At 47.6% G+C, this 24075-nt stretch carries 20 protein-coding genes and 1 riboswitch; of the genes, 19 read left to right on the forward strand and 1 reads right to left on the reverse strand.

The features are described from left to right. Nucleotides 1-2 precede the first annotated feature (2 nt). The 12 genes from ACWGXJ_RS06265 to ACWGXJ_RS06320 all read left to right on the forward strand — a co-directional run bounded on the left by ACWGXJ_RS06265 (nucleotide 3) and on the right by ACWGXJ_RS06320 (nucleotide 15946). Entirely contained in the window at nucleotides 3-773 is a 771-nt protein-coding gene (locus ACWGXJ_RS06265) for a WecB/TagA/CpsF family glycosyltransferase (protein ID WP_028543109.1), read from the forward strand. A gap of 5 nt (nucleotides 774-778) precedes the next feature. Next, a complete protein-coding gene (locus ACWGXJ_RS06270; RefSeq protein WP_061830308.1) occupies nucleotides 779-2221 on the forward strand; it encodes an O-antigen ligase family protein in 1443 nt (480 codons plus the stop codon). 5 nt (nucleotides 2222-2226) lie between these two features. Continuing rightward, on the forward strand, nucleotides 2227-3606 hold the full coding sequence (locus ACWGXJ_RS06275) for a lipopolysaccharide biosynthesis protein (RefSeq protein ID WP_069291326.1): 1380 nt from the start codon (nucleotides 2227-2229) through the stop codon (nucleotides 3604-3606). Between the two features lie 22 nt (nucleotides 3607-3628). Continuing rightward, nucleotides 3629-4468: a glycosyltransferase family 2 protein gene (locus ACWGXJ_RS06280; RefSeq protein ID WP_023987421.1), complete on the forward strand. Its 840-nt coding sequence runs from the start codon at nucleotides 3629-3631 to the stop codon at nucleotides 4466-4468. Then, complete coding sequence (locus tag ACWGXJ_RS06285) at nucleotides 4455-5642, forward strand: glycosyltransferase family 4 protein (protein WP_452566413.1); 1188 nt, start codon at nucleotides 4455-4457, stop codon at nucleotides 5640-5642. The genes ACWGXJ_RS06280 and ACWGXJ_RS06285 overlap by 14 nt, the downstream gene beginning before the upstream one ends. Further along, nucleotides 5639-6787, forward strand: coding sequence for a glycosyltransferase family 4 protein (locus ACWGXJ_RS06290; protein WP_023987423.1), 1149 nt, complete (start codon nucleotides 5639-5641; stop codon nucleotides 6785-6787). Before ACWGXJ_RS06285 ends, ACWGXJ_RS06290 begins: the two co-directional genes overlap by 4 nt. A 28-nt stretch (nucleotides 6788-6815) precedes the next feature. Further along, nucleotides 6816-7916, forward strand: coding sequence for a glycosyltransferase (locus tag ACWGXJ_RS06295; RefSeq protein WP_023987424.1), 1101 nt, complete (start codon nucleotides 6816-6818; stop codon nucleotides 7914-7916). A gap of 5 nt (nucleotides 7917-7921) precedes the next feature. Then, complete coding sequence (locus tag ACWGXJ_RS06300) at nucleotides 7922-9250, forward strand: UDP-glucose dehydrogenase family protein (RefSeq protein WP_061830275.1); 1329 nt, start codon at nucleotides 7922-7924, stop codon at nucleotides 9248-9250. Between the two features lie 653 nt (nucleotides 9251-9903). Further along, complete coding sequence (locus ACWGXJ_RS06305; protein WP_061830274.1) at nucleotides 9904-11280, forward strand: sugar phosphate nucleotidyltransferase; 1377 nt, start codon at nucleotides 9904-9906, stop codon at nucleotides 11278-11280. Nucleotides 11281-11436: 156 nt separating this feature from the next. Further along, a riboswitch (cyclic di-GMP riboswitch) is annotated at nucleotides 11437-11517 on the forward strand. Between the two features lie 13 nt (nucleotides 11518-11530). Next, nucleotides 11531-13105 carry a glycosyl hydrolase gene (locus ACWGXJ_RS06310; protein ID WP_452566414.1) on the forward strand — a complete coding sequence of 525 codons (1575 nt, stop codon included), beginning with the start codon at nucleotides 11531-11533 and terminating at the stop codon, nucleotides 13103-13105. A 48-nt stretch (nucleotides 13106-13153) separates the two neighbouring features. Next, a complete protein-coding gene (locus ACWGXJ_RS06315) occupies nucleotides 13154-15451 on the forward strand; it encodes a PD-(D/E)XK nuclease family protein (protein WP_061830272.1) in 2298 nt (765 codons plus the stop codon). A 312-nt stretch (nucleotides 15452-15763) separates the two neighbouring features. Continuing rightward, the gene (locus ACWGXJ_RS06320) at nucleotides 15764-15946 is read left to right on the forward strand and encodes a hypothetical protein (protein WP_061830271.1); all 183 of its coding nucleotides are present in this window, start codon (nucleotides 15764-15766) and stop codon (nucleotides 15944-15946) included. A gap of 53 nt (nucleotides 15947-15999) precedes the next feature. Here ACWGXJ_RS06320 and ACWGXJ_RS06325 read toward each other — a convergent pair whose 3' ends face one another. Next, nucleotides 16000-16368 (reverse strand): helix-turn-helix domain-containing protein, encoded by a 369-nt coding sequence (locus ACWGXJ_RS06325; RefSeq protein ID WP_025720479.1) that lies wholly within the window; start codon nucleotides 16366-16368, stop codon nucleotides 16000-16002. 327 nt (nucleotides 16369-16695) lie between these two features. Between ACWGXJ_RS06325 and ACWGXJ_RS06330 the strand changes: the two genes are divergently transcribed. From ACWGXJ_RS06330 to ACWGXJ_RS06360, 7 genes are all read left to right on the forward strand, one after another. Beyond that, nucleotides 16696-17445: a YveK family protein gene (locus ACWGXJ_RS06330; protein WP_039269541.1), complete on the forward strand. Its 750-nt coding sequence runs from the start codon at nucleotides 16696-16698 to the stop codon at nucleotides 17443-17445. Continuing rightward, nucleotides 17426-18112: a CpsD/CapB family tyrosine-protein kinase gene (locus ACWGXJ_RS06335; RefSeq protein ID WP_061830270.1), complete on the forward strand. Its 687-nt coding sequence runs from the start codon at nucleotides 17426-17428 to the stop codon at nucleotides 18110-18112. Before ACWGXJ_RS06330 ends, ACWGXJ_RS06335 begins: the two co-directional genes overlap by 20 nt. A gap of 85 nt (nucleotides 18113-18197) precedes the next feature. Beyond that, nucleotides 18198-18896, forward strand: coding sequence for a sugar transferase (locus ACWGXJ_RS06340; RefSeq protein WP_039269544.1), 699 nt, complete (start codon nucleotides 18198-18200; stop codon nucleotides 18894-18896). Nucleotides 18897-18932: 36 nt separating this feature from the next. Next, nucleotides 18933-19871 (forward strand): GDP-L-fucose synthase, encoded by a 939-nt coding sequence (gene fcl / locus ACWGXJ_RS06345; protein WP_061830269.1) that lies wholly within the window; start codon nucleotides 18933-18935, stop codon nucleotides 19869-19871. Between the two features lie 21 nt (nucleotides 19872-19892). Further along, entirely contained in the window at nucleotides 19893-20882 is a 990-nt protein-coding gene (gene gmd, locus ACWGXJ_RS06350; protein ID WP_452566415.1) for a GDP-mannose 4,6-dehydratase, read from the forward strand. Between the two features lie 122 nt (nucleotides 20883-21004). Next, nucleotides 21005-22348 (forward strand): flippase, encoded by a 1344-nt coding sequence (locus ACWGXJ_RS06355; RefSeq protein WP_254326541.1) that lies wholly within the window; start codon nucleotides 21005-21007, stop codon nucleotides 22346-22348. Next, nucleotides 22335-23597, forward strand: coding sequence for a hypothetical protein (locus ACWGXJ_RS06360; protein WP_061830266.1), 1263 nt, complete (start codon nucleotides 22335-22337; stop codon nucleotides 23595-23597). Before ACWGXJ_RS06355 ends, ACWGXJ_RS06360 begins: the two co-directional genes overlap by 14 nt. Nucleotides 23598-24075: the final 478 nt, after the last annotated feature.

Consider the following 24075-nt stretch of genomic DNA (forward strand, 5'->3'; position numbering starts at 1 on the left):
CGATGAGCAGAGTGAACATGTTCGATGTCAACTTTGATAATTACGATTTTAATGATCTACTCGAATTTATAGATACTTCTATTGAACATCAGCGTCATTCCTACATTTTGACCTGTAATGTCGATCATGTGATCAAGCTTCGCAAGGATGATGAATTCCGCAAGGTGTATTCGGATGCCGGAGCTGTAGTGGCCGATGGGATGCCTATCATATGGGCGTCCAAGTTACTGAAAAAACCCCTCAAACAAAAGGTGTCAGGATCAGATTTGTTCACTCGGCTGGGAGAGGCTTTTGAGGATCGAGGCTATCGTTTATTTTTTCTGGGTGCAGCTGACGGTATTCCTGAGAAGGCTATGCTCAATCTCCAGGAATCTTATCCGAACATGAATGTGGTGGGCTGTTACTCTCCTTCTTATGGCTTTGAGAAAAACGAGGAGGAGAATAGGCACATTATCCAACTGCTTCAAGAGGCTCGCCCGGACATCGTTTTTGTAGGTGTAGGCGCACCTAAACAGGAAAAATGGATCTACAGATATTATGAGACTTACCGTGCTCCGATTTCGATTGGGGTGGGAGCGACCTTTGATTTCCTGTCGGGAAATGTGAAAAGAGCACCGGAGCTGATGCAGAAGACGGGATTTGAATGGTTCTGGAGGTTGTCTCAGGAGCCTAAACGATTGTGGAAAAGATATTTGATTGAAGATTCCCAATTTCTCGTTCTGCTGTTTAAGGAGATGTTCAAGCGGAAGCGGATGAAGGGAGGTCAGGGGTGAGAAACATGAGTCGGTTGGCAGATCAGCAGATTTCCGTTTGGCTAGGAAATCGGCGTGGAATCAGCATGATCGGCATGGGATTGCTGGCTTGTATGCTGCCACTCGCCATCGGATTTGTCAGCGCCAAGATGAATCCCACCATGAGCCAGCAGGGAGCTATATTGCTGGCGCTCGTTTTTCCGGCTTTCCTGCTGGCGATCCTGCAATCGCGGCTACTGATTCCTTACACACTGGCAGTGTGGGCAGTAGGCCCGGAAATCCGCCGCATTGCGGATTGGATGGAGGGAACGTATCACTCGGTTTCCTTGTTGAGCGTGGCACCGCTGCTGGTAAGCAGTATGTTGATTATTCCTGTGTTGCGAGGCATTCATCAGGCGGAAAAACCCTTGACCCGAATTGCTGTATTTTTCGGCATAGAATTGGCCTACGGAAGTGTGGTCGGATTATTCAAAAATGGTATTGTTTTTGCTTATGATTTAGCCAATTATGTGGTTCCTTTGATCCTGTTGCCTTATCTTGCGATTAAGCCCATGAAGGCGAAGGAGCTGGACCGACTGCTGTATTCATATGCCAACATTGCTGTTCTTGTGGCAATTTACGGCATTATCCAGTACTTGACGGTGCCTCCGTGGGATGCATTTTGGATGAATCATGTAGAAATGAATTCCATTGGTGTTCCAGAACCACTTCAAATCAGAGTATTTTCTTCCATGAACTCGCCCGGTCCCTGCGCTATTTTCCTGGCGATGGCACTTGTACCCATGCTAATGGAAAAACGTTGGCGCGGCACTTTGGGATGGATCGGAATCCTGCTGACGGTCGTTTGTCTTTTAATCACGCTGGTACGTTCAGCCTGGCTAATTGCCTTCGTCATGTTGCTGGCTTACATTCTCAGTTCATCTTCCAAGGGAAAGTGGAAAACCTTGTTTCAACTAGCTATAGTTGGCCTTCTTCTCTACATCATTGTTCCAAAACTTCCAGGGGCAGAAGGTTTGGTGGCTCGCATGCAGACGCTGACGGATATTCAGCAGGATCATTCGTACAATGAACGTTTGGATTTACTGCATACGATGCTTCCGGCGATTGCTGGCAATCCGGTCGGGCAGGGAATCGGGAGTGTAGGAATCGGAACGAAGCTTGATAACGGCGGCGATCTCGGCGAACTTGGGATTATGGATAATGGATATATCGCCATTTTCCTCACCTTCGGTATTTTCGGGGCATTCTTTTTCTTCGGTGGTCTGTTCGTTATCATCAAGCGCCTTCTCGCCCGTATTGCCGAACGAGATGCCAGTCAGCCTTATATCAGACTGGCGTTGGCTACGTGGGCCGGAGCTGTAGCCAGTCTCATATCAGATAATGGTTTCCCCGGTATGCGCGGCTATCTGATCTGGATGATGATCGGAATAGGACTATGGGCAAAAGATGTCATCGCGGAAAGAAGGTAAAGGCTGTGCAAAACTTACAAGCATTATCCGCACCTGTCCGGACACTATGGTCCACAGTGATTCGGTTTGCCAAAAGCAAGGATAACAGCTCTGCAGCAGTAAAAACGATGATATTCAGTATGCTGATTCTCGTCGTGAATATGCTGACTGGTGTGCTAACGGCACGATTCCTGGGTCCTACTGGACGCGGGGAACAGACAGCGATGGTGAACTGGTCCCAATTTCTCGCCTTCTGCATGAGCTTCGGTGTCCCGTCTGCATTGATTTACAATGCGAAAAGGAAACCGGAGGAAACGGGCAAGCTGTATGGTCTGGCCTTGCTGCTGGCTACCATGTTCGGGGGCTTGGCGACACTCGTCGGAGTTTTTCTAATTCCTTATTGGCTGCGCTCTTTTTCTTCATCGGTCATACTTTTCGCGCAGTGCTCCATGATGATGTGTCCGCTCATAGCGATTTCACAGATCAATAATGCATTGCTTCAAGTTCGCTCGGAATATAAGCAGTACAATTTATTCCGGTATCTGGTACCGCTGAGTACACTGCTGGGTCTGGCGATTCTGATCTTAACCGGAAATATGAATCCGTACACCTCGGCATTGGCCTATTTACTGCCAGGCTTGCCGATTTATATCGGTGTCACGATACGAATGATTCGGCTGTACAAACCAAAGGTAAAGAACAGCTGGACGCAATTTAAAAATCTCTTTACCTACGGTATGGGTTCATACGGAAATGATCTCATGGGGCAGGTTTCCACTTATATTGATCAGATTTTGATTGCGGGTCTGCTCAGACCCGCTGATCTCGGTTTATATGCAGTAGCGGTCAGCTTGGCCAGGATGGTGAATGTATTTTCTACCTCGATCATTGTCGTGCTGTTTCCCAAAGCCTCTGGTCTGAATAAGGAAGAGGCGGTGGCCATAACATTTCGGGCATTTCGAGTGACATCAACGGCAACCTTTTTGGCTGCGGTGATGCTGATGCTGATTGCTCCGTTCGTATTTACATTGTTATATGGTCAAGAGTTTAAACAAGCGCTCACGGTATTCCGGTTCTTGGTGCTTGAGGTTGCTATCAGTGGAGGGACCATGGTGCTGGCACAACAATTTATGGCGTTGGGTAAGCCCAAACTGGTTACCATTCTACAGGGTGTCGGATTGGCGCTCGTCATTCCATTGCTGTCCATACTCGTGCCGAGATATGGATTGACGGGTGCAGGGATAGCAATGCTGTCTTCGGGGATTCTACGGTTCATTTTCATTTTATGTAATGTTAAATTCGTTCTAAAAATGAAAATTCCAAGACTGCTTATTTCCAAACAAGATTTTCAATGGCTCCGATCAACGATGTCGCACTACATCCGGAAAAAGCCAGTTAACGGTTAGATAAAGAAGGAGGCACCCGCTAATGAACCACATGTCTAGCGTTCCCGCGGACAACCGGATATCCGTAGTTATTATCGCTCAGGATGATGGCACTCGAATCACAGCCGCCATTAAATCCTGCAAGCCCTTTGCGGACGATATCGTCGTCATTGACGGAGGGAGCAAGGACAATACGATTCAGGTAGCTGAATCCTTGGGCTGTCGGGTGTTTTCTAACCCGTGGCCCGGTTATGCCAAGCAGCGCATGTTTGGTGTTGAAAAAGCGGAATTTGATTGGATATTCCTGATTGATACGGACGAAGTAGTGGATGCAGAGTTGCTTGGAGACTTGTTGAAAGTAAAGGAAACGCTCCACGATCCGGCCAAAGCATATTCCGTATTCCGGATTGGAGATTTTCTCGGCAAATGGATGAACAAAGGTGAATACCTGGTTCGTTTGTACAATCGGCGTATTTATGGCATTACGAATAGTCTTGTTCATGAAATGCCGGATGTAGCCTCTTCCCAGATTGTCAATCTGGAGGGCGTGTTATGGCACTACGGCTTCCGCAGCATCAGTGATCATATGACCCGTTTTAACAAATATACAGATCTGGAAGCAGAGACGGCATTTAACAAAGGAAGATCCTTTCGGATTACCAGACTGTTGTGGCGGCCTCCTGCCCGCTTTGTGCAGAAGTATTTTGTCCAAGGCTTATACCGCAAAGGATTGGCAGGTTTTGCCGTAGCAGTATTCTGGGTGATGTATGAGTTTCTCGTCTGCTTCAAGCATTATGAGCTAACCAAGCGGAGAAAAAAGATAGAAATCGTGGATGACGGACATACCGAGCAGAAAGGAGAAACCAGCTATGTCGTACAATAACGGATTTCGTATTGCGGCAACGGGGCTGAGCTGGCCGTCCTTGCAGCCAGGAGGCCTCAACACATATTTCAAATCCATCTGTGAGCAGCTTACGTTAGAGCGCAATACGCTGGATGCTCTAATCTGTAGTGACGAGCAGCCGCAGGCGCCCGACCGTATTCGGATTCATTCGATTGGCAGCAAGCAGCAATCCATGTGGAAGCGTCGAGAGCTAATGCAAAAATATACAGCAGAGCTGTTCGACAAGCAACCGACGGATGTACTGTATTCCCATTTTGCTCCCTATGGTGTCGGACCGGCGCTGGAGGCGAAAAAAAGAGGAATCCCGGTAGTTACCACCTTTCACGGACCGTGGACGGAGGAAATGAAGATTGAAGGACAGGGCCTCAAGCATTTGTTAAAAACGACGTTGGCCAAATCCATTGAAATGAAAGCCTACGGATTGGCGGATAAATTTATAGTGCTCAGCGAAACTTTTCGGGATATTTTGCATGAGCACTATAAGGTTCCACTCAGCAAAATTCATATTATTCCTGGTGCGGCGAATGTAGAAAGGTTCCACCCGGCAGAGGATCAAGAAGCGGTGCGGAAGCGCCTGAATTTGCCGCAAAACGCGACGATTGTGCTAACCGTTCGTCGTCTTGTTAATCGAATGGGACTGCTACAGCTACTCGAAGCATGGCGACGAGTAACCGAGCGTCATCCTGATCATGTGTTGCTGATTGGAGGAAAGGGCCCCTTGATGGAGGAATTGGCTTCCAAGGTGGCGGAATACAATCTTCATAACCATGTAAGGCTGCTCGGTTATGTGTCGGATGAGGAGCTTCCACTGTACCACCAAGCATCGAATTTGTTCGTTGTACCCACACAGGCACTGGAAGGTTTCGGTCTGATCACAGTGGAGGCGATGGCCTCGGGACTGCCGGTGCTGGCGACTCCTGTGGGTGGCAACAAGGAGATTTTAAGAGGATTCCGTCCCGAGCTTTTGTTCAAGGGAACGGATAGTGAAGCCATTGCTGAAGGGTTGCTGCGTGTGCTGGATCATCGTGAACTTCTACCGAATGCAAGGGAATGCCGGGACCATGTCCTGAGCAGATATACATGGGGACATGTAGCGGAGCAGGTGGAAGAGGTGTTCCGACAGGTCCTTGATAGAAAGGCGGCGGCGAAATGATGAGAGTAGCTTATATTGACCATACGGCAAGATGGAGCGGCGGCGAAGTCGCTTTGTACAACATACTGACGAATATCGGGGAACATATCGACCCGCTCGTTATTTTGGCAGAGGAGGGCGATTTGGCAGATCGGCTTCGGCAGCGTGATATTGATGTGCGCATCGTTCCATTGGACGATTCGATTCGCAATCGGGGACGGAATGCCGTGAATCTAGGTGCGCCTGCAGCAGCTTTTCGTTTGCTGGCTTACGGTAGAAAACTTGCGCCCTTGCTGCGTGAGGAAAAGGTCGTGTGCGTTCACACGAACTCGCTCAAGTCTGCACTGTATGGTACAGTAGCCGCCAAATCGGCGAAGCTGCCCTTGATCTGGCATATCCGTGACCACATCGGTCCGCCGTATCTGAAGCCGATTGTGGCCAAAGGGATTCGGCTGATGTCCCGCTTTTTGCCCAACGGAGTGATTGCTAATTCCAAGTCCACGCTGAGTGCGTTGGAGTTACCCCCGGACAAAAAGACGCTTGTCGTTTATTCTGCTTTTGCCAAAGCAATTACAGCACGTGACACGGCTGCCCATGTACGTGGTGATGACTCGTTTAACGTCGTATTGGTCGGCAGATTGGCGGAATGGAAGGGACAGCATATTTTACTGGAAGCAGCACGCTCCTTTTTACCGGATCAGCGCGTGAAATTCTGGCTGGCTGGAGATGCGTTGTTCGGAGAAGAGGAATACAAGCAACGATTAGAGTCCACGATGCGCGAATACGGGTTGGCTAACGTCAATCTGCTGGGACACGTCGATGACATTCAAGGCCTGATGCAGCGTTGTGATTTGCTGATTCATACCTCTATTACACCAGAACCATTCGGTCAGGTCATAATTGAAGGCATGGCTGCGGGTCTCCCCGTGATTGCTTCCAATGAGGGTGGACCCAAGGAAACGGTGGTACCCCATGAAACCGGGCTGCTTATTGAACCGGGTGATCCGGCTAAGCTGGAAGAAGCCATCCGCTGGATGTTGGAGCATCCACAAGAACGTCAGCAGATGGGTGAGAGAGGGATGGAACGGGTCAAGAAGCATTTTGTCATCGAGAACACAGTTAAGGATATAGTTCATTACTATAAGGGTTTGTTGGCAGGAGTCTGACCGACATTCGCGTTAAAGGATGATTCAGATGAAAATAGCGATAGCGCACGATTACTTAATCCAAATGGGCGGAGCGGAAAGGGTAGTAGAGGTATTCCACGATATGTATCCGGAGGCTCCTATCTTCACAACGGTGTTCAGCGACGACCGCCTGTCGCGTAACTTGAAGGATGCGGATATTAGAGCCACTTGGCTACAAAAAGTCCCAGGAGTGAAGGACAACTTCAAAGGAGTGCTGCCGCTGTATCCCATTGCTATCCGTGATTTTGATTTTAGGGATTTCGACATTGTTTTAAGCTCCAGCAGTGCATTTATGAAAAGCATCCAGGTACCCAAACATACGTTTCACATTTGTTATTGTCACACACCGATGCGGTTTGCCTGGGATTACGATACATATATGGCCCGGCAGTCCAAATCCAACCTGCTCAAAAACATGCTCAAGCTGTACATGAACCGGTTGAAAACATGGGATGCCAAAACTTCTCGCAACGTAGACCAGTTTGTCGCCAACTCTTCGGTTGTTAAACGAAGAATTTTGCACTATTACCAAAGGGATTCGGATGTGATTTTCCCACCTATTAATACATCCCGTTTTAAACGCGCTACAAACATCGGTGACTATTACCTAATCGTATCCCGATTGGTGTCCTACAAGCGCATCGATCTCGCGATCGAAGCATTCAAACGTAACGGTCTCAAGCTGCGCATTGTGGGTGAAGGGCCGGACCGTAAACGACTCGAAGGTATGGCTGCCCCGAACATTGAGTTCCTCGGCAGGCTTGAGGATGAAGAGGTTAACAAGCTGATGGCAGAATGCCGAGCGCTCGTTTTTCCGGGTGAAGAGGACTTCGGTATTACGCCTTTGGAGGCGAATGCGGCCGGACGGCCTGTCATCGCTTTTCAGGGTGGGGGAGCGCTGGATACGATTGTTCCTCATGTGAACGGCGTATTTTTCCGCAAGCATCAAGTAGAGGATGTGCTGGAGGCCGTCGAAAAGGTTGAGCAACATGCGTGGAATGTGGACGATATCATTACCCATGCCCGCAAATTTGATGAAGAAAACTTCAAGGATCAATTAAAAAAGTATGTAGAACAAGCCTATGTGAACTTTCTAAAAGGAGGATGAACGGAATGAAGCTGGCTGTAATCGGTACTGGATACGTTGGACTCGTCTCGGGTGTATGTTTTGCGCAAAAAGGTAATGAGGTGATTTGTGTCGATCTGGAGCAGCACAAAATCGACATGTTGAACCGGGCAGAATCTCCGATTTATGAACCGGGTATTGAGGAATTGATCGCGTTGAATCTGGAAGCGGGCCGGTTGGAGTTCACCTCGGATTTGGCCGATGCGGTACGCCGCTCGGATATCGTAATTTTGGCGGTAGGTACACCTTCTCTGGCTAACGGTGAGGCGAATTTGTCGTACATTGAACAGGCGGCCGCTGATGTTGGGAAAGCCATGAACGGGTATAAGATTATTATGACCAAGAGTACTGTACCTGTCGGAACGAACGAAAAGATTAAGGACGTGTTGGCTCGTCACACGAGTTTGTCTTTCGATATCGTCTCCGCGCCGGAGTTCCTGAGAGAAGGCTCAGCCATCAATGATACGCTTTATCCGGATCGCATCATTATTGGTTTGGACAATACAGGACTGCGTGAAACCATGGTCACTCTGCATCAGGTGTTCACGGATAAAATCTATGTGACGGATATCCGTAGTGCTGAAATGATCAAATACGCGTCCAATGCGTTTCTGGCAACTAAAATTTCGTTCATTAACGAAATCGCTAATATTTGCGAAAAGGTTGGCGCCGATGTAACCTGTGTGGCTGACGGTATGGGGATGGACAAACGGATTGGCTCCTCTTTCCTACAAGCAGGGATCGGGTATGGTGGCTCTTGCTTTCCAAAAGACACAAATGCGCTTATCCAAATTGCAGGTAATGTAGACTATGAATTTAAGTTATTGAAATCGGTGGTCGAGGTGAATACCGACCAGCGCTTTATGATTGTATCCAAGCTGCGCGAATCGCTGGGTCAACTGAACGGTGTGTCCATTGGCATTTGGGGCCTCGCCTTCAAGCCAAATACAGATGACATCCGCGAAGCTCCAGCACTGGAAATCGTAGAAACGCTCATTCAGGCAGGCGCTATTGTCAAACTGTATGATCCCATTGCGATGGATAAATTCAAGGAGCGTGTGGATCACCCGAATATTATGTGGTGCTCATCCCCACAGCAAGCCGCTGAAGGTAGCGACGCTGTGTGCCTGTTGACCGATTGGGAAGAGTTCAAAAAAGTCGATCTCGTACAACTGGCCTCCATTTTGCGCAAGCCGGTTCTCATTGACGGTCGTAACGTATTCGCTGAGGAACAGATCCAAGGCTCCGGGCTGGAATACTACTCCGTGGGTCGTCCGCGGATGAGTGGGTGGAATCGGGATAAAGTGGAAGTTTAATAAGTGACCGAAGTGACCGATTAAAAAGTGGCTGTGGCAGGGTTGGAGACGCTGCGCGTTCCATTTGATCTTCCGATCGCTGTTGCAGTGGGATTCTCTGGATTATATAGAACATTCCAAGGTAAGAATCCCACTGCAAAGGCGAACGCTAGCGCTTCTCCAGATTCAAATGGACCGCTCCGCTGCTTTTCGCCGTGGAGTCACGGTTTTTAATCTCCCACCTTATGGGGGGAGTAGAAGGGCAGATCGGAAGGAGCGGCGCGGTTGAAGCCGCTCCTTCCGATCAAGTACGCCATTGCGGTTGCCGAAGGCAATCTGGGCAAGGCGTTACGAAATCTTGAAGCTTGCAAGCACAGCGGGCAAGCTTTGAGTTCTCGAACGTCTTACAGGCTGACCGGACTTAATAATGTCCGGTCGTGCCTTTTGCACCACAAGGTATGATCGGCATGATGCATTTTTGAGTAGCGCAGGGATGGATTTGAATCTGGAGAAGCGGAGCGTTCGCCTTTGACTTGGGATTCTTACATATAAATGTCTTACACAATCCAAAGAATCCCACGGCAACAGCGATCGTAAGATCAAATTCAGTCCGTAGCGGGCTACTCATCATTCAGAACGATCATCCAACCAATATAGAGAGGAAGTGGAGAGTTATGAAGCTCGTACTTTTGTCTGGTGGTTCCGGTAAAAGATTATGGCCTTTGTCCAACGATTCCCGTTCCAAACAATTTTTGAAGGTACTGGAGAGCCCGGAGGGGATTTCGGAATCCATGGTACAGCGGGTATGGAGACAATTGGGAGACAACGGATTATCAGAATCCTCGTTTATTGCGACAGGGAGAGCACAGGTCGAAATGATCCAGAGTCAGGTCGGGCCGAATACGCGCATCATTGTTGAGCCGGAACGCAGAGACACCTTTCCTGCGATTGCGCTGACAGCGACTTATCTATATTCCATTGCTGGTGTTTCCCCTGATGAAATTGTAGCTATTTTGCCTGTAGATCCTTATGTTGAGGATGCTTTCTTCGCTTCCGTAGCCCAGCTGGAACATACACTCCAGGAGAGTGAAGGCAAGCTTGCTTTAATCGGGGTTGTCCCTTCCTATCCTTCAGAGAAATATGGTTACATTATTCCGAAAAACGATGCCACCCAAGGTAGCACTGGCTACCGCGAAGTGAGCCATTTTCAAGAGAAACCCGACCGGGAGCAGGCGGAGCGTCTGATTGAACGCAATGCTCTATGGAACTGCGGGGTTTTTGCATTCAAATTAAGTTATTTGCTGGATATCTTGGCATCCAAGGGTTTGCCGCTGAATTATGAAGAAATGCAAAAGCAATACGCATCCCTGGAAAAAATCAGCTTTGACTATGAAGTAGTCGAGAAGGAAAAGGATATCGTAGTTCTTCCGTATGATGGTTTCTGGAAGGATTTGGGCACATGGAATACGCTCACAGAAGAAATGTCTAATCAACAAGTGGGCAGAGGTGTAGTAACGGAGGATTGCGTCAATACGAGTCTTATTAACGAGTTAGACATTCCTGTGGCGATCATTGGAACGAATGATCTGATTGTAGCCGCTAGCCCGGATGGTATTCTTGTGACCAATAAGGCTGAAAGTCCTCGCATTAAGGAAGTGCTCAAGGCTCATGATCAGCGTCCAATGTATGAAGAACGTCGTTGGGGGCAGTATCGGGTTGTGGATTATGTCAAGTATGACGAGGGTAACGAGGTATTGACCAAACGAATCCGCGTACGGAAAGGCAAAAATATCAGCTATCAGCTTCATTTCAAACGGAGTGAAATTTGGACCATTATTAGCGGTGAAGCGGAAATTATTTTGAATGAGAAGCTGCACAAAGTAAAAGCTGGTGATGTAGTTCGCATTCCTGAAGGAACGAAGCATAGCATTTTGGCTGTGACCGATGTGGATTTTATTGAGGTGCAGACTGGTTCTGAATTGGTTGAAGAGGATATTGTCCGCTTTTGTATGGATTGGAATGAAATTTCCCGTCACCAATTTATCTCATAATTGTTTTCGTAAAAACGAAAAAAAAGACGAATTCATGAAAATTCATAGCTCAAACTGTCGAAATTGGGCGAAAACCTGTAAATTCATGAACATGACCTATTAAATTTTGGTAAAAGAAAGTCGATACTTAGGGTAAGAAGGAATCCAAACTCCTTCCAACGATAAACGCAGCCCTGTCGAAAGGCAGGTACGCAAAGCTAAAGGGCCTTCTACAAGGATGGCAGCCTGGCTACCGAAAGGAAGAGCGAAAGTGAGATTCAATTTTATTCCTCTGTATCGACTGATACGTCATGTACTCCCCGTTGTTATGCTTTTTTCATTGTTGCCCGTCGGTTTTGGTGATTCTCTGTCTGTGGCGAATGCCGCTTCATTACAACCTGTTAATTCGGACGCTTCTATTCAGGCCCGTGAACTATACAATTATTTACTCAACATCTCAGGGGAAAAAATAGTCACCGGTCAGCATGATTATTTGGAAAGTCCGGATGAATTAAGTAACAAGGTCCAAAAAATCAGTCAGGCATATGTTGGTGTACACGGCTATGAGATGGGAGCTATCTCTGGTCAATCTGACGCTACGGAAGCAGCACAACGTAAAAATGTCGTCGATAGTGCTATCCGTTGGAGCAGATCCGGTGGTATTGTGACGATGACTTTTCATGAAGCGCTACCGGGTAGGCCACTGACTTGGGCCAATGTACAGGCGAAAGTAAGTCAGACAGAGTTCAACAAATACGTGACCCCAGGTACTACGCAGTATAACCTCCTCATTGCCGATCTGGATAAGGTCGCTGTTTCGTTAAAGCAGCTTCGTGATGCAGGGGTTCCGGTTTTGTGGAGACCTTACCACGAAATGAATGGTGACTGGTTCTGGTGGGGAAACAAAACTAATTTCAATCAGCTATGGAATATCATGTACGACCGTTTTACAAACACACATCAATTGAACAATCTGCTGTGGGTATGGAGTCCGAATGCGCCCAATTCGTATACCGTCCCGTATACCCCGAAATACCCGGGGGATGACAAAGTGGACATCTTGGCAGTAGACATTTACAACAATGATTTTAAGCAAAGTCATTACGAAGGCTTGCTTGGATTGGCACGGAATAAGCCGATTGCCATTGGAGAGCACGGTGAGATGCCTAGTTCTGAGGTGTTGCAGGCTCAGCCTAAATGGGTATATTCCATGACTTGGGGCAAGATGCTGACTGAGAATAACACAACAAATCAAATTCAGGATTATATGAATGATTCGAGGAGTTTGACGCGGGATGATGTGAAGAATGGATTGGAAACGATTCAACCACCTGGGGCAGATATACCGACCTTACCGGACGAGGGACAAAGTGAGCCTATCCCGGCTCCGACTCCTCCTTCCGTTCCTGATGTGGTATATGTGAACGGGTTGCAGGGCGAATATTTTAACAATATGAATTTGAATGGAAGTCCTGCTTTGGTCCGTACAGATAGCAAGCTGGACTACAACTGGCGCGCCAATGCAGCTGATCCAAAGGTGAATGCCGATCAGTTCTCGGTTCGCTGGACGGGTAAAATCAAACCACAATATAGCGAGACCTATACGTTCACAACGATATCCGATGATGGTATTCGCGTATGGGTAGACGGCAAGTTGGTGATTGACAGCTGGTTCAAACAAAGCTGGACGGAGCGTAAAGGCAGTATTACTTTGGAAGCAGGCAAAATGGTAGATGTAAAAGTAGAATACTATGATGAAATGGGCGACGCGATGGCACGTCTAATGTGGGAAAGTCAGCATGAAGCGAAAGCGGTGATTCCCGGAAACGCTTTGTTTCTTCCTTGATTGATACTCTTTCCCGGTCCAAAAATTTGAGGAGAGAGGGTGGATCATATGATAAAAAAATGGTTATCCCATAGGTATACAGTCGTTTTATCTGGACTATTAGCGGTCGTAGCTATAGCGATGATTGCTTGGTTTATATACACGCCTTCAAGAAGCGCAGAATTGCAGACGGATAAAGTAGCGGCTGCCAGTCCAGTATGGAAGCTGGGTCAGAGGGATGACTCTTCAGCGGAATTCAAAGGTGTGGTCGGTAGGGATAATATCGACATTTCTACAGCAGCTGCCACTACCGAATCGTCTGCTAAAGGAGCACTGTCAGCGTTGTCGGTAGCAGAAGAGAGTACAACAGTTCCGGTATTGCTCAGCAGTGGAGATATTCCTCCCGGTTTGAATGCGTCCACGAACCCTGAACTGACACTTCAGTATAAGCTGAATCAGATACCTCCCAATGGTATGATATTCCGTGTTCGGATTTTGGATGCGGGCAAAGCAGTCCCGCAAATGGCTGTATTTTCAAATCATCAGTTGTCCGGTATTATTCAGATTGCCGGGGTATCCGGTACTGGGAGTGCTTATAATTTCAAAAACAACTACGAGTTATATATACCCAAAGAGCAATTGCAAAGCGGTGTTAACGTACTCAAGCTAAAGACAGCGCGCTGCCTATACTGCTCCTCTGCAGAAGATAAAAATGTGTGGTGGACTTGGGATGACTTGAGCTTGGAGACGTTAGCTTCACCTGCGGTCGAACCGGTACACGGTAAATATATACTGACCGGAACAAATGTGAACAATAAAGAATTTTATTATGATCAGGGTGCAGTTAAGCATTTACCATACGTTCTCAAGTGGCTGGGCATTGCTTATAGTGGCAACGTCATGAGGGTCACCTGTGCCAGTAATGTGGGCAAGGCATGTACAGACGTGGATGATTACTATCAAACGTTAAAGCAGTATAATATGCAATCGTCTGCTTTGTATTTATATACAGGTGATATTAAGCTGCAAAAAGATGGTTCTCTGCCAGAGACGGCCAAGCAAAAGTTGCGCGATTATGTAAAAAAATACGGTTCTTATCTTCAATATTATGAAGTAGATAACGAACCTGGATTATTTAATCGCTCCAAGGCGGTAAACCTGGCTGTGGCCAAGTGGTTGAATACAGAAGGCAAGCAATTGGCACCGCATCTCAAAACCGTAGCACCGGGCTGGGCCTACTGGCCAACGTACTCAACCAAAGCGTGCAAAAATCAAACCAGTGGTACGCAAAAATGCGGTGACCCAGATGGATGGGAACGAGACCCGGCGCAACGTAAACAGCTGGAGGAAGTCACTGACCTGACCAATGGACACGCCTATGGTGAATCGTATAATGAAGAGGGCGGGGGCAGCTTCGTCCAAAATTTGAAAACCTTCGGCGGTTCGAGCAATGGACTGGCGAAAAAGATGCTGAACACAGAGTTCGGTACCAATGATACGCATCGAGACAATCCAGATTACGGGGCTAGTCAGCCACAAGCAGCTGCATTCGACCGGATTATGCGTTCGCAAATTGGGTTTGCCGATATGTTTATCCAGCACGCTGCTTTTTATAAAGATTATACGCTGTTTAAAACAGGCTTCGATCTGCAAAGTCATAACCCGGCCAACACAGAAATTTATCCGTTCGGGCAAGGACAGGACACCCGTGTTAAGATCATGAGACGCTTGAGCTTAGCCTATGCCACCCATGGACAACCTCTGACTTATACAGTGCTGAATCCAGAGGATACCAAGGACAAGATGGTCTATGTTCGTGCGGTGGATACGTCCAAGCTTAAACCGCTGGCAGGTAGCGGCGCTACTTCAGACAAATTGCTGGTGAATCTAGTGAATTTCGAAGCTACCCCGCAGACCGTTCGTGTACGGGTAACGATGCCGAAAGCCGGTTTGTACACGGGTGAACGTTTTGGAGCGGGTTCTACTTACAGTCAGGCACAGCGTTCCATATCAGGGCTCAAGGCTTCTCCTGCTCTTGATTTTGAAGAAAAGCTGGGTCCTGGCGAAGCGGTACAATATATTTTGGAATTAAAAAGTACAGATCAGACCGCAGCTTCAGCCCCAACAGGGGTGAAGGCTGCCTCTGTTCAGGATGGGGCGGTAAAGATTAATTGGCTTCAGGCAGAAGGCGTATCTTCCTATGATGTGCTGCGTGCTGACGGGACCGACGGGGCCTATCAGGTGATTGCCTCGCAAGTAGCGGGAAACACGTATACAGACCGCACAGTAAAAGCTGGAGGCCACTATGTCTACAAAGTCCGGGCGACCGGAGGCACTCAGGTTTCCCAGGCAGCCGAGGTCGCTTAATAACAGATCGGAATGTATATAGGACCTGAGTTAACGAATACCTAACATCATTTCGAAAGAAAACAAAAAAGAACCTATCAGGAGAAAATAGGACCTGACAGGTTCTTTTTTGTTGGAAAATCGTTCTGATTTGCCAATACTTTACGTATAATGAAGAAAAAAATAAGAAAATCCTTTTATATTCTCGTCATAAGACGACAACATTGCAGGTATGTATTCATATATAATAGTTTTGTTCATGACTATACATACATGGTTTTGTGGGAAATCTCTTTCCGGTGACCAAGAATAATAAAGCGAGGTTAGTGCTGAATGAACAAGGAGACAGAATTAGGGGTGAACAACCCTCTTTTTCAAAACAACGTACGGAAAGTAGACAAAGCCGCTATCGACTTGGACATCCGGGACATTTTGCTTCAATGTGGGTTCACGATGCCAGAATGGCTAGAAAACGACGCTGATGGAACCACATACCGGAAGGACAAGCGCGTGTAAATTCCACCGGCTGGTCCTACTTGAGCGAGACGTGAAGCAGTCGGCCGCTTTCTTTATTCCATCATTCGTTCCATTCGGACAAATGCAATAAAACGTTTGGCTTCTTCCTCAGACAAGGTGCGTCCGTCAATGGTCAGGTTGAAACGTTGCAGAATATCCTCGTCGGACAGTTCAAGCTGGTCCACAAATTCCCTCACATCTGAATCCAATATCGCTGCCGGATGGCTCGTACGTCCCACCAAGTAGTCAATCGTTACCCCGAAAATATCAGCGAGCTTGGTCAGGATCTCAAAATCTGGCTTGCGCCTATTTTTTTCATAGTGAGAAAGAGCTGCCCGCGTAATTCCGAGGGATTGCGCTAGTTCCTCTTGTTTTAATCCCTTATGTTCTCGTAATTCAGCGATGCGGGTGCCATAATTCATCTGTTTTTCCTCCTGAAGGCAAGGTTAAGAAAGGTAAAAAAGCAATTTTACGCTTGACAAGATACGTTTTGTATCATAAATTAGTTATGTAAGTTACATAACGTATCTTTATTTCATAGTTTTCACTTATGTCTTCGTTTATATACCCTAAGAGGCCACCGATTATTGAGCATTTTGTGCTTATTCGCTGGCTAGACCTTCTATGCGCTATTATACAACATTTTACTATAGATTAGAGGGTCATGCATCGTTCTTTTCCCCGTTATGCAGAGGATCAGTACAAGCGTTATTGCATCGAAAACAAGTCAATCAGGGAGGACTGGTCTTGTGCAGTTGAAAGAGTACATCCGTTTGATCCGTAAAAGAATGTGGTTGATTGGTAGCATCGTACTGCTGGTATGTACTGTAGTGGGCATAAAAAATGTATATTTTACCCCGCAGATTTATGAAGCTACCGCAAAGCTCATTATCAACCAGACGCCACGACCGGATCGTGCAGGTGTCGTTGATTACAGTGTAGTTCAAACGAATATAGCCTTAACGAACTCCTATAAGCAAATTATGATCTCCTCGGCGATTATGGATCAGGTGGTCGCCAGCTTCCCCGACCTTAAGGTCACTCCGTCAGCTTTGGCGCAAAAATTAAGAGTGAACACCGCAGGTGATTCACAGGTCATGGATGTAACAATCCGCGATTTATCGTATACGAAGGCTGTGAAAACCGTCAATGCGGTAGCCAAAGTATTCAAACGGCAAATTCCCTCTATCATGAAAATGGACAATGTCACCATCCTAAGCGAAGCCAGTCTGAATGATCCAGCAGTTCCCGTGAACAGTAATCCCGCTATACAGATATTTATTGCTTTTGTCACCTCTTTATTGTTGGGAATCGGCTTGGCATTTTTGCTGGAGGTACTGGATGATACATTTAAGAATGAAGAGGATATTGAAAAAGAACTCGGTCTGCCTACCCTATCCCTGATTACGAAAATGAAAAAAGAAGATAAACGCTCTGACAGCTCCACTACAACTCCTAAACAGGTAGGTGAAGGGCAATATGCCGCGATTAATCAATAATCAGCTCGTTACATCCCTACATGCTCAGTCTTCCGTTTCGGAGGAGTACCGCATGCTTCGTACTAACATCCAGTTTTCTTCTATAGACGAGCCGATTGAGGTTATGATGGTGGCGTCCGCTCAGGCGGGTGAAGGCAGAACGGTCACGATTAGCAATTTGGCTGTAACCTATGCGCAAGAGGGGAAAAAGGTGCTGATTATGGACATGGATCTGCGTCGTTCCTCTTTGCACCATATGTTTGGTTTGCGTAATCATACAGGGCTGACACGGGTGCTTGCCAATCAACAGGCATGGCAGGATGTGGTTCAGGAAACCGGGATTGACCATCTGCATGCAATTACAGCCGGGCCGAACCCGCCAAATCCGTCCGAGATGCTCAGTTCCCGTAGAATGAATGCTCTGCTAGTTGAGCTAAAAGAACATTATGACGTGATCTTAATGGATACGCCGCCGTTGCTGTCCTTTCCGGATGGCTTAATTATAAGCGCTATGTGTGACGGAGTCATTCTGGTGGTGCAGGCAGGGAAGGTCAAAAAGGATGTCGTCAAGAAAGCAAAAGCGAATTTGGAAAGAGTAAAGGCGCGCATTCTGGGTGTCGTACTTAATAATGTGAAGCGTTCGAATACCCGCGCCGAGAGAGGTATGGAGGAACGCAATCTGACATGAATAAAAAGGAGGAAAATGAGAGTATATAAAATTCTTTTAACAATGTATAAATGATAATTATCAATAAGGAGCGAGGTGATGAGACGTGTCTTCTTCCCGCTCGAACGAGGCCGAAGTGCTGGGCGCGTCAGTGGATGTATATTCGGTCGCTCATGGGCTTGAACGGCGGCAAGGATGGAACGTATACCCGTTCGTGAAGCGAAGCATGGATATTATATTGTCTTTCATTGGAATCATCGTGTTATGTCCGGTATTTCTGCTTGTCATTTTGCTGATTAAGCTGGAGGACCCAAAAGGCAGTGCGTTATTTTATCAAGTACGTATTGGGAAAAATGAGCGTCCGTTTCGCATGATCAAATTTCGTTCCATGGTGTCTGATGCCGAGGCGAGATTGTCTGCACTGCTGGTGGAAAATGAAATTGAGGGTGCGATGTTCAAAATGCGGGACGATCCCCGAATTACCCGTGTGGGTCGCTTTCTTCGCAGAACGAGCATCGACGAGCTGCCACAACTGTTCAATGTACTGCGTGGGCAGATGAGTCTGGTAGGGCCCAGACCCCCGTTGCCAAGAGAAGTCCATAATTACACAGTGAGGGATAAGCTGCGTCTGACGGTTACACCAGGCTGCACCGGTCTATGGCAGATCAGCGGTCGTAATCATCTAAGCTTTAACCAGATGGTAGAACTGGATTTGGAGTACATATCCAGACGCAGTTTCCGCACAGATATGATCATTATGCTGAAAACATTTCGTGTGCTGCTAGGCTCCAAGGATGCGTATTAAAGTCTTTCATTTTCACGAAGAAGGTAGGGGATAAGTATGGATCTTCATTCCAACATATATGTAGCAGGGCATAACGGACTGGTGGGTTCCGCTATTGTCCGAGCGCTTCAGAATGCGGGTTACCGTCATATTATTACTCGCACAAGCCGTGAGCTGGATCTACGCAATAAAGAGGCAGTAGATCATTTTTTTGAAACAGAGCCTGTGGATTATGTATTTCTGGCAGCGGCCAAGGTTGGTGGGATTTTGGCGAATAGCGAATATCCGGCTGATTTTATCCGTGACAATCTGCTTATACAAACGAATGTGATTGATGCAGCGTACCGGGCGAATGTAGGCAAGCTGTTATTCCTCGGCTCTACCTGTATCTATCCTAAATTTGCTCCGCAGCCGTTGCGAGAAGAATATCTGCTTACGGGTGAACTGGAGCCTACTAATGAGGCCTATGCGATTGCTAAAATTGCCGGGATTAAAATGTGTCAGTCTTACAACCGTCAGTATGGAACCCGGTTTATTTCTGTGATGCCGACGAATTTATACGGTCCGGGCGACAATTTTGATCTCCAGACCTCTCATGTGCTACCTGCGCTCATCCGCAAGTTTCATGAAGCCAAGCTGAATCAATCTCCGACTGTAGAAGTATGGGGATCTGGTACGCCGCGCCGAGAATTTCTTCATTCTGATGATCTGGCTGAAGCCTGTCTGTTCCTGATGAACAATTATGAGGGAAATGAAATTGTAAATATCGGCGTAGGTGAGGATATCTCCATTCGTGAGCTGGCTGAACGAGTGAAGAATGTAGTTGGCTATGAGGGAGAAATTACCTTTAACACCTCCGCTCCTGATGGAACGCCGCGTAAGTTGGTAGATGTATCCCGAATTTCCGGGCTGGGCTGGTCGGCGCGTATTTCACTAGAAGAGGGATTAAGGTCTGTGTATCAGGCATTTCAAGGCCTGGATCTGGTTGAACAATAAAAAAACGGTGGGGGAATTGGAATGAAAAAAGCGCTGATCACAGGGATTACCGGACAAGACGGGTCCTATCTGGCTGAGTTGCTGCTGTCCAAGGATTATGAGGTGTACGGGGTGCGCAGACGAACCAGCACACCGAACTTTGAAAATGTAGCGCATATCCAGAATGACATCCAATGGCTTTCCGGTGATATGACCGATCTGGCTTCATTGATCGAAGCCGTCCGTCAGTCCGACCCAGATGAGGTCTACAACTTGGCTGCTCAATCCTTTGTAGCGGCCTCGTGGCCGCAGCCGTTGGCTACAGGGCAGATTACAGCGCTATCTGTCACCAATATGCTGGAGGCGGTTCGAATTGCCAAACCGGAAGCGCGCTTTTATCAGGCGTCAAGCAGCGAGATGTTCGGTAAGGTGCTGGAGACACCCCAGACAGAAACGACTCCGTTTTACCCACGCAGTCCCTACGGTGTCGCCAAAGTGTACGGCCATTGGATTACAGTGAACTATCGCGAAAGCTTTGATATGTTTGCTTGCTCTGGCATTCTGTTCAATCACGAATCGCCACGCCGAGGACTGGAATTTGTAACGCGTAAGGTGTCGGATGCGGTAGCTCGTATCAAGCTAGGGTTGCAGCAGGAGCTGCGCATGGGAAATTTGGATTCACTGCGAGACTGGGGTTTTGCAGGCGATTATGTAAAGGCCATGTGGCTGATGCTTCAGCAGGATCAACCGGATGATTACGTCATTTCCACAGGAGAAATGCATTCTGTACGTGAACTGCTGCAAATTGCCTTTTCCCATGTAGGTTTAAATTATGAGGATTACGTCGTGATCGATCCTCAATTTGTCCGTCCGGCAGAGGTAGATTTATTGCTCGGCGATTGTGCCAAGGCGAAAGAAAGGCTGGGCTGGCGATTGGAAGTAGGCTTCGAGCAGCTCATTCATATGATGGTGGATACAGACTTGGAGCGGGTAAAAAGGCAGGCTGCAGTCGAAGCTTCTGTCGTCGTGTAAGAGATGGAGAGGCCACCCGCCTGGGCGGGGGTCTCTTCGCTGTACATGATTGCAGCTGCATTGACAGAACAGCAGGTTATAAGGCTGTGCGAAAGGTCATTTTTTAAGATGGAGTAAAACCTATGACATTAGTCAAAAAACGCGCCAAACCGCGCAGAAGTTTGCTGGTGAATACATCCTGGCTGTTCGGTGACAAAATGATTCGCATGGTGTTTGGCCTGGCAGTCAGCATCATCATGGCGAGAGTGTTGGGACCAGAGGAACTGGGAAAGTGGAATTATGCGGAATCCTTTTTCGGGATGTTTCTGATTTTCACGACCCTTGGCTTTGATTCTATATTAGTACGCGATCTTGTCAAAGACCCCAAGGATGAGCATGAGCTATTGGGGACGGCGGTTCTGCTGAAATTGGTAGGTACTCTGATAGCCATTGTACTGTCCTATTCCTTCATTTCACTGCTCAGACCGGAAGATAGTTCAGTGCGGTTGATCAATCTGATTCTGGCTACGGCCTCGATATTTCAATTGTTTGATATCATCGACTACTGGTTTCGTGCGCAGATGCTGTCCAAATACACGGTCGTTGCCAAGAATACCGCTTTTGTTCTCGGCTCCATCATCAAAATCATTCTTTTGTTGTCCGGTGTTCCGATATGGTTGGTGGCGTTGTGTGCTCATGGAGAGTTTCTGTTGGGAAGCCTGCTGCTGCTGTATTTCTTCCATAAGGAAGGAAGACGTGTGAACCGATGGACGTTCCGCTTAACCACAGCTCGGCGAATCATGAATCACAGCTGGCCACTTATATTGTCATCCTCCGCTGTATATGTACAGGCACGGATCGATCAAGTCATTATCGGTGAACTGCTGGGGAACGCTGCGGTCGGGCAATACTCCGTTGCACTCCGACTCATCGAAGTGCTGGGCTTCATTCCGGTCGTTCTGACGACGGCTTATGCTCCGGTGGTGACGCGTTCAAAGCAGAAAGGAAGCGACGAATACAGACAGACATTGTCCAAGGTGTATCGGCTGATGTTTATATGCTTTCTTGTGACCTCGGTACCTTTATTTTTTCTATCCCAATGGGTAGTGGTTGTGCTGTATGGGAGAGAATTTACCGAAGCAGGTTCGCTGTTGTCTCTGTTTGCGATTCGTCTGTTTTTCACCAACTTCAGTGTTGCTAAAAGCTTGTTTATTACCAATGAAAATTTGTTTAGATACACGCTGCTGACCTCGGTGGTAGGGGCGGTTACGAATATCGCTTTCAATTACGCGCTAATCCCTTTGCTTGGTGTCCGAGGGTCGTTAGTGGCGACGATCTTGTCCTTTACGATATCTGTATTTCTATTAGATTTGCTGTTTAAGGAAGTTAAATCTAATTTGGGTTGGATGATGAAGTCCATCCTGACCTTTTGGCGTGTTCAAATTACAGTACCGAAAGTTGGAGAGAACAATCATGATACCCATTAAACCGTTTGTTCGGCATGAGGAACAGTGCCCGCATTGTGGAGGTAAGGTACGTGGTGGAGAGGTGCTGTGGCAGGGAATCCATGTATGTGTCAGTACTGCGTGTGAGGGGTGCGGACGCGAATATCTCGAGGACATGAGGGTCGGTCATGCCACGTATTCACCTTATCGTGTAGAAATGCCTGACTATATTCTGACTGGTGATGCGAAGTCGAGAAAATGGCTCGGAGAGCCTTTGCGGCAATCGTTGATGAATCCTTCCTATGACTTAGCAGTCGGCATGACCGTGCATAAAATGAAAGCTTCTACACGTGTAATCATCGTCAACACTATGGATTATTTGTATGGTCATGCGTTGCTCAAGCTGCTCAATGTGCAACGCGAATACGAGCAATCCCCGGACCTGGGAATTATCGTTATTGTGCAAAAGTCGCTGGAGTGGATGGTGCCAGCATATGTGTCTGAAATTTGGACGGTTGATGTGCCATTCAGCAGGGCACGTAACTTTTATCCTGTACTACATCATCGGATGATTGAGGAACTGATGCGTTTTGATGAGGTGTATGTCAGCCCGGCATATTCACATCCCAATCAGTTTGATATTGAGCAGTTTACAGGTGTCTCCCGCTATGACGAGGGGCGTGAGTCGGAGCCGCGCATTACCTTCGTATGGAGGGAAGATCGCTTGTGGAGCGGCAGCCATCATATCGCAAGAGCGGTACAGAAATTTCCGCAGCTCAAACGTGGGCTAAAACCACTAATTTATCATCAGCGCAGTAAAATCATACGGCTGTTCCGCAGGCTAAAAGAAAGCTTCCCAGATCATCGTTTTACAGTCGCTGGACTTGGGCGTACCGGGAGCTTCCCGGCATGGATTTCTGATGAGCGTGTCACACGCTTCGATCGAGAAAGTGAGCTGCGGGTCTGCGAGGTATACGCAGCCAGCCAATTAGTAATCGGTATCCACGGCTCTAATATGCTGCTGCCCTCTGCGCATGCCAGCATGACCATTGATTTGATGCCCAAGGACCGATGGGGGAATTACGCTCAGGATATTTTATTTCACGAAACGGATCATCGGCTTACAGCCTACAAATACCGCTTTGTGCCGATGGAATCGAGTGTGACTCTAGTGGCAGATATGGCAGCTGCCCAGCTCAAAGGGGCAGATCATTTTAATATGCAGATGACGGAGGAAAGGCAGCGTGAACATTCAAGTTGGAGGGGAAAGGCCGCTTCGGGGCGGGTTTGATCCTGGAGCGACTATTGTGGATGGAAGTCCGCTTCGGGACGGATTTGATCTTCCGATCGCTGTTGACGTGGGATTCCTTTGTTTGAATAAAGCCCTACAGAGGGCGGAATCCCACGTCAAAGGCGAACGCTGACGCTTCTCCAGATTCAAATCCTTACCCTCCGCTACCCACCGCCGCCAAAAATAATTTCCCCCAGCCCCTAGAGTGGGGAAGGTAAGAGCCGCCTGGCGATAGCTTCGCCCTATCGCCGCGAACGCCGGGCATGCATGCCCGTATAGGGCACACTCAGCACAGTTCTCTGTCAAGGTGACAGCGTTTGGTGGATAGCAATCTTTTAGCAGGCGACAATCTAGTCATCGTTAAGATCTTGTGGTCAGCCTAGCGGTAGTATAGGCATGCTTGCTTGTGAGCGTGCCATAACCGTGCCAAGTTCACAAGCGTTTGACGAAGTCAACGCTCTGCATGCATCCGTGCTCG

This window comes from Paenibacillus sp. S33, assembly GCF_053615415.1.

Bases quoted from the DNA above. Each gene is read 5' to 3' on its own strand.
- ACWGXJ_RS06265 (WP_028543109.1), top strand. From the start codon at position 3: ATGAGCAGAGTGAACATGTTCGATGTCAACTTTGATAATTACGATTTT.
- ACWGXJ_RS06270 (WP_061830308.1), top strand. From the start codon at position 779: ATGAGTCGGTTGGCAGATCAGCAGATTTCCGTTTGGCTAGGAAATCGG.
- ACWGXJ_RS06280 (WP_023987421.1), top strand. From the start codon at position 3,629: ATGAACCACATGTCTAGCGTTCCCGCGGACAACCGGATATCCGTAGTT.
- ACWGXJ_RS06285 (WP_452566413.1), top strand. From the start codon at position 4,455: ATGTCGTACAATAACGGATTTCGTATTGCGGCAACGGGGCTGAGCTGG.
- ACWGXJ_RS06290 (WP_023987423.1), top strand. From the start codon at position 5,639: ATGATGAGAGTAGCTTATATTGACCATACGGCAAGATGGAGCGGCGGC.
- ACWGXJ_RS06295 (WP_023987424.1), top strand. From the start codon at position 6,816: ATGAAAATAGCGATAGCGCACGATTACTTAATCCAAATGGGCGGAGCG.
- ACWGXJ_RS06300 (WP_061830275.1), top strand. From the start codon at position 7,922: ATGAAGCTGGCTGTAATCGGTACTGGATACGTTGGACTCGTCTCGGGT.
- ACWGXJ_RS06305 (WP_061830274.1), top strand. From the start codon at position 9,904: ATGAAGCTCGTACTTTTGTCTGGTGGTTCCGGTAAAAGATTATGGCCT.
- ACWGXJ_RS06315 (WP_061830272.1), top strand. From the start codon at position 13,154: ATGATAAAAAAATGGTTATCCCATAGGTATACAGTCGTTTTATCTGGA.
- ACWGXJ_RS06320 (WP_061830271.1), top strand. From the start codon at position 15,764: ATGAACAAGGAGACAGAATTAGGGGTGAACAACCCTCTTTTTCAAAAC.
- ACWGXJ_RS06325 (WP_025720479.1), bottom strand. From the start codon at position 16,368: ATGAATTATGGCACCCGCATCGCTGAATTACGAGAACATAAGGGATTA.
- ACWGXJ_RS06335 (WP_061830270.1), top strand. From the start codon at position 17,426: ATGCCGCGATTAATCAATAATCAGCTCGTTACATCCCTACATGCTCAG.
- fcl (WP_061830269.1), top strand. From the start codon at position 18,933: ATGGATCTTCATTCCAACATATATGTAGCAGGGCATAACGGACTGGTG.
- gmd (WP_452566415.1), top strand. From the start codon at position 19,893: ATGAAAAAAGCGCTGATCACAGGGATTACCGGACAAGACGGGTCCTAT.
- ACWGXJ_RS06355 (WP_254326541.1), top strand. From the start codon at position 21,005: ATGACATTAGTCAAAAAACGCGCCAAACCGCGCAGAAGTTTGCTGGTG.
- ACWGXJ_RS06360 (WP_061830266.1), top strand. From the start codon at position 22,335: ATGATACCCATTAAACCGTTTGTTCGGCATGAGGAACAGTGCCCGCAT.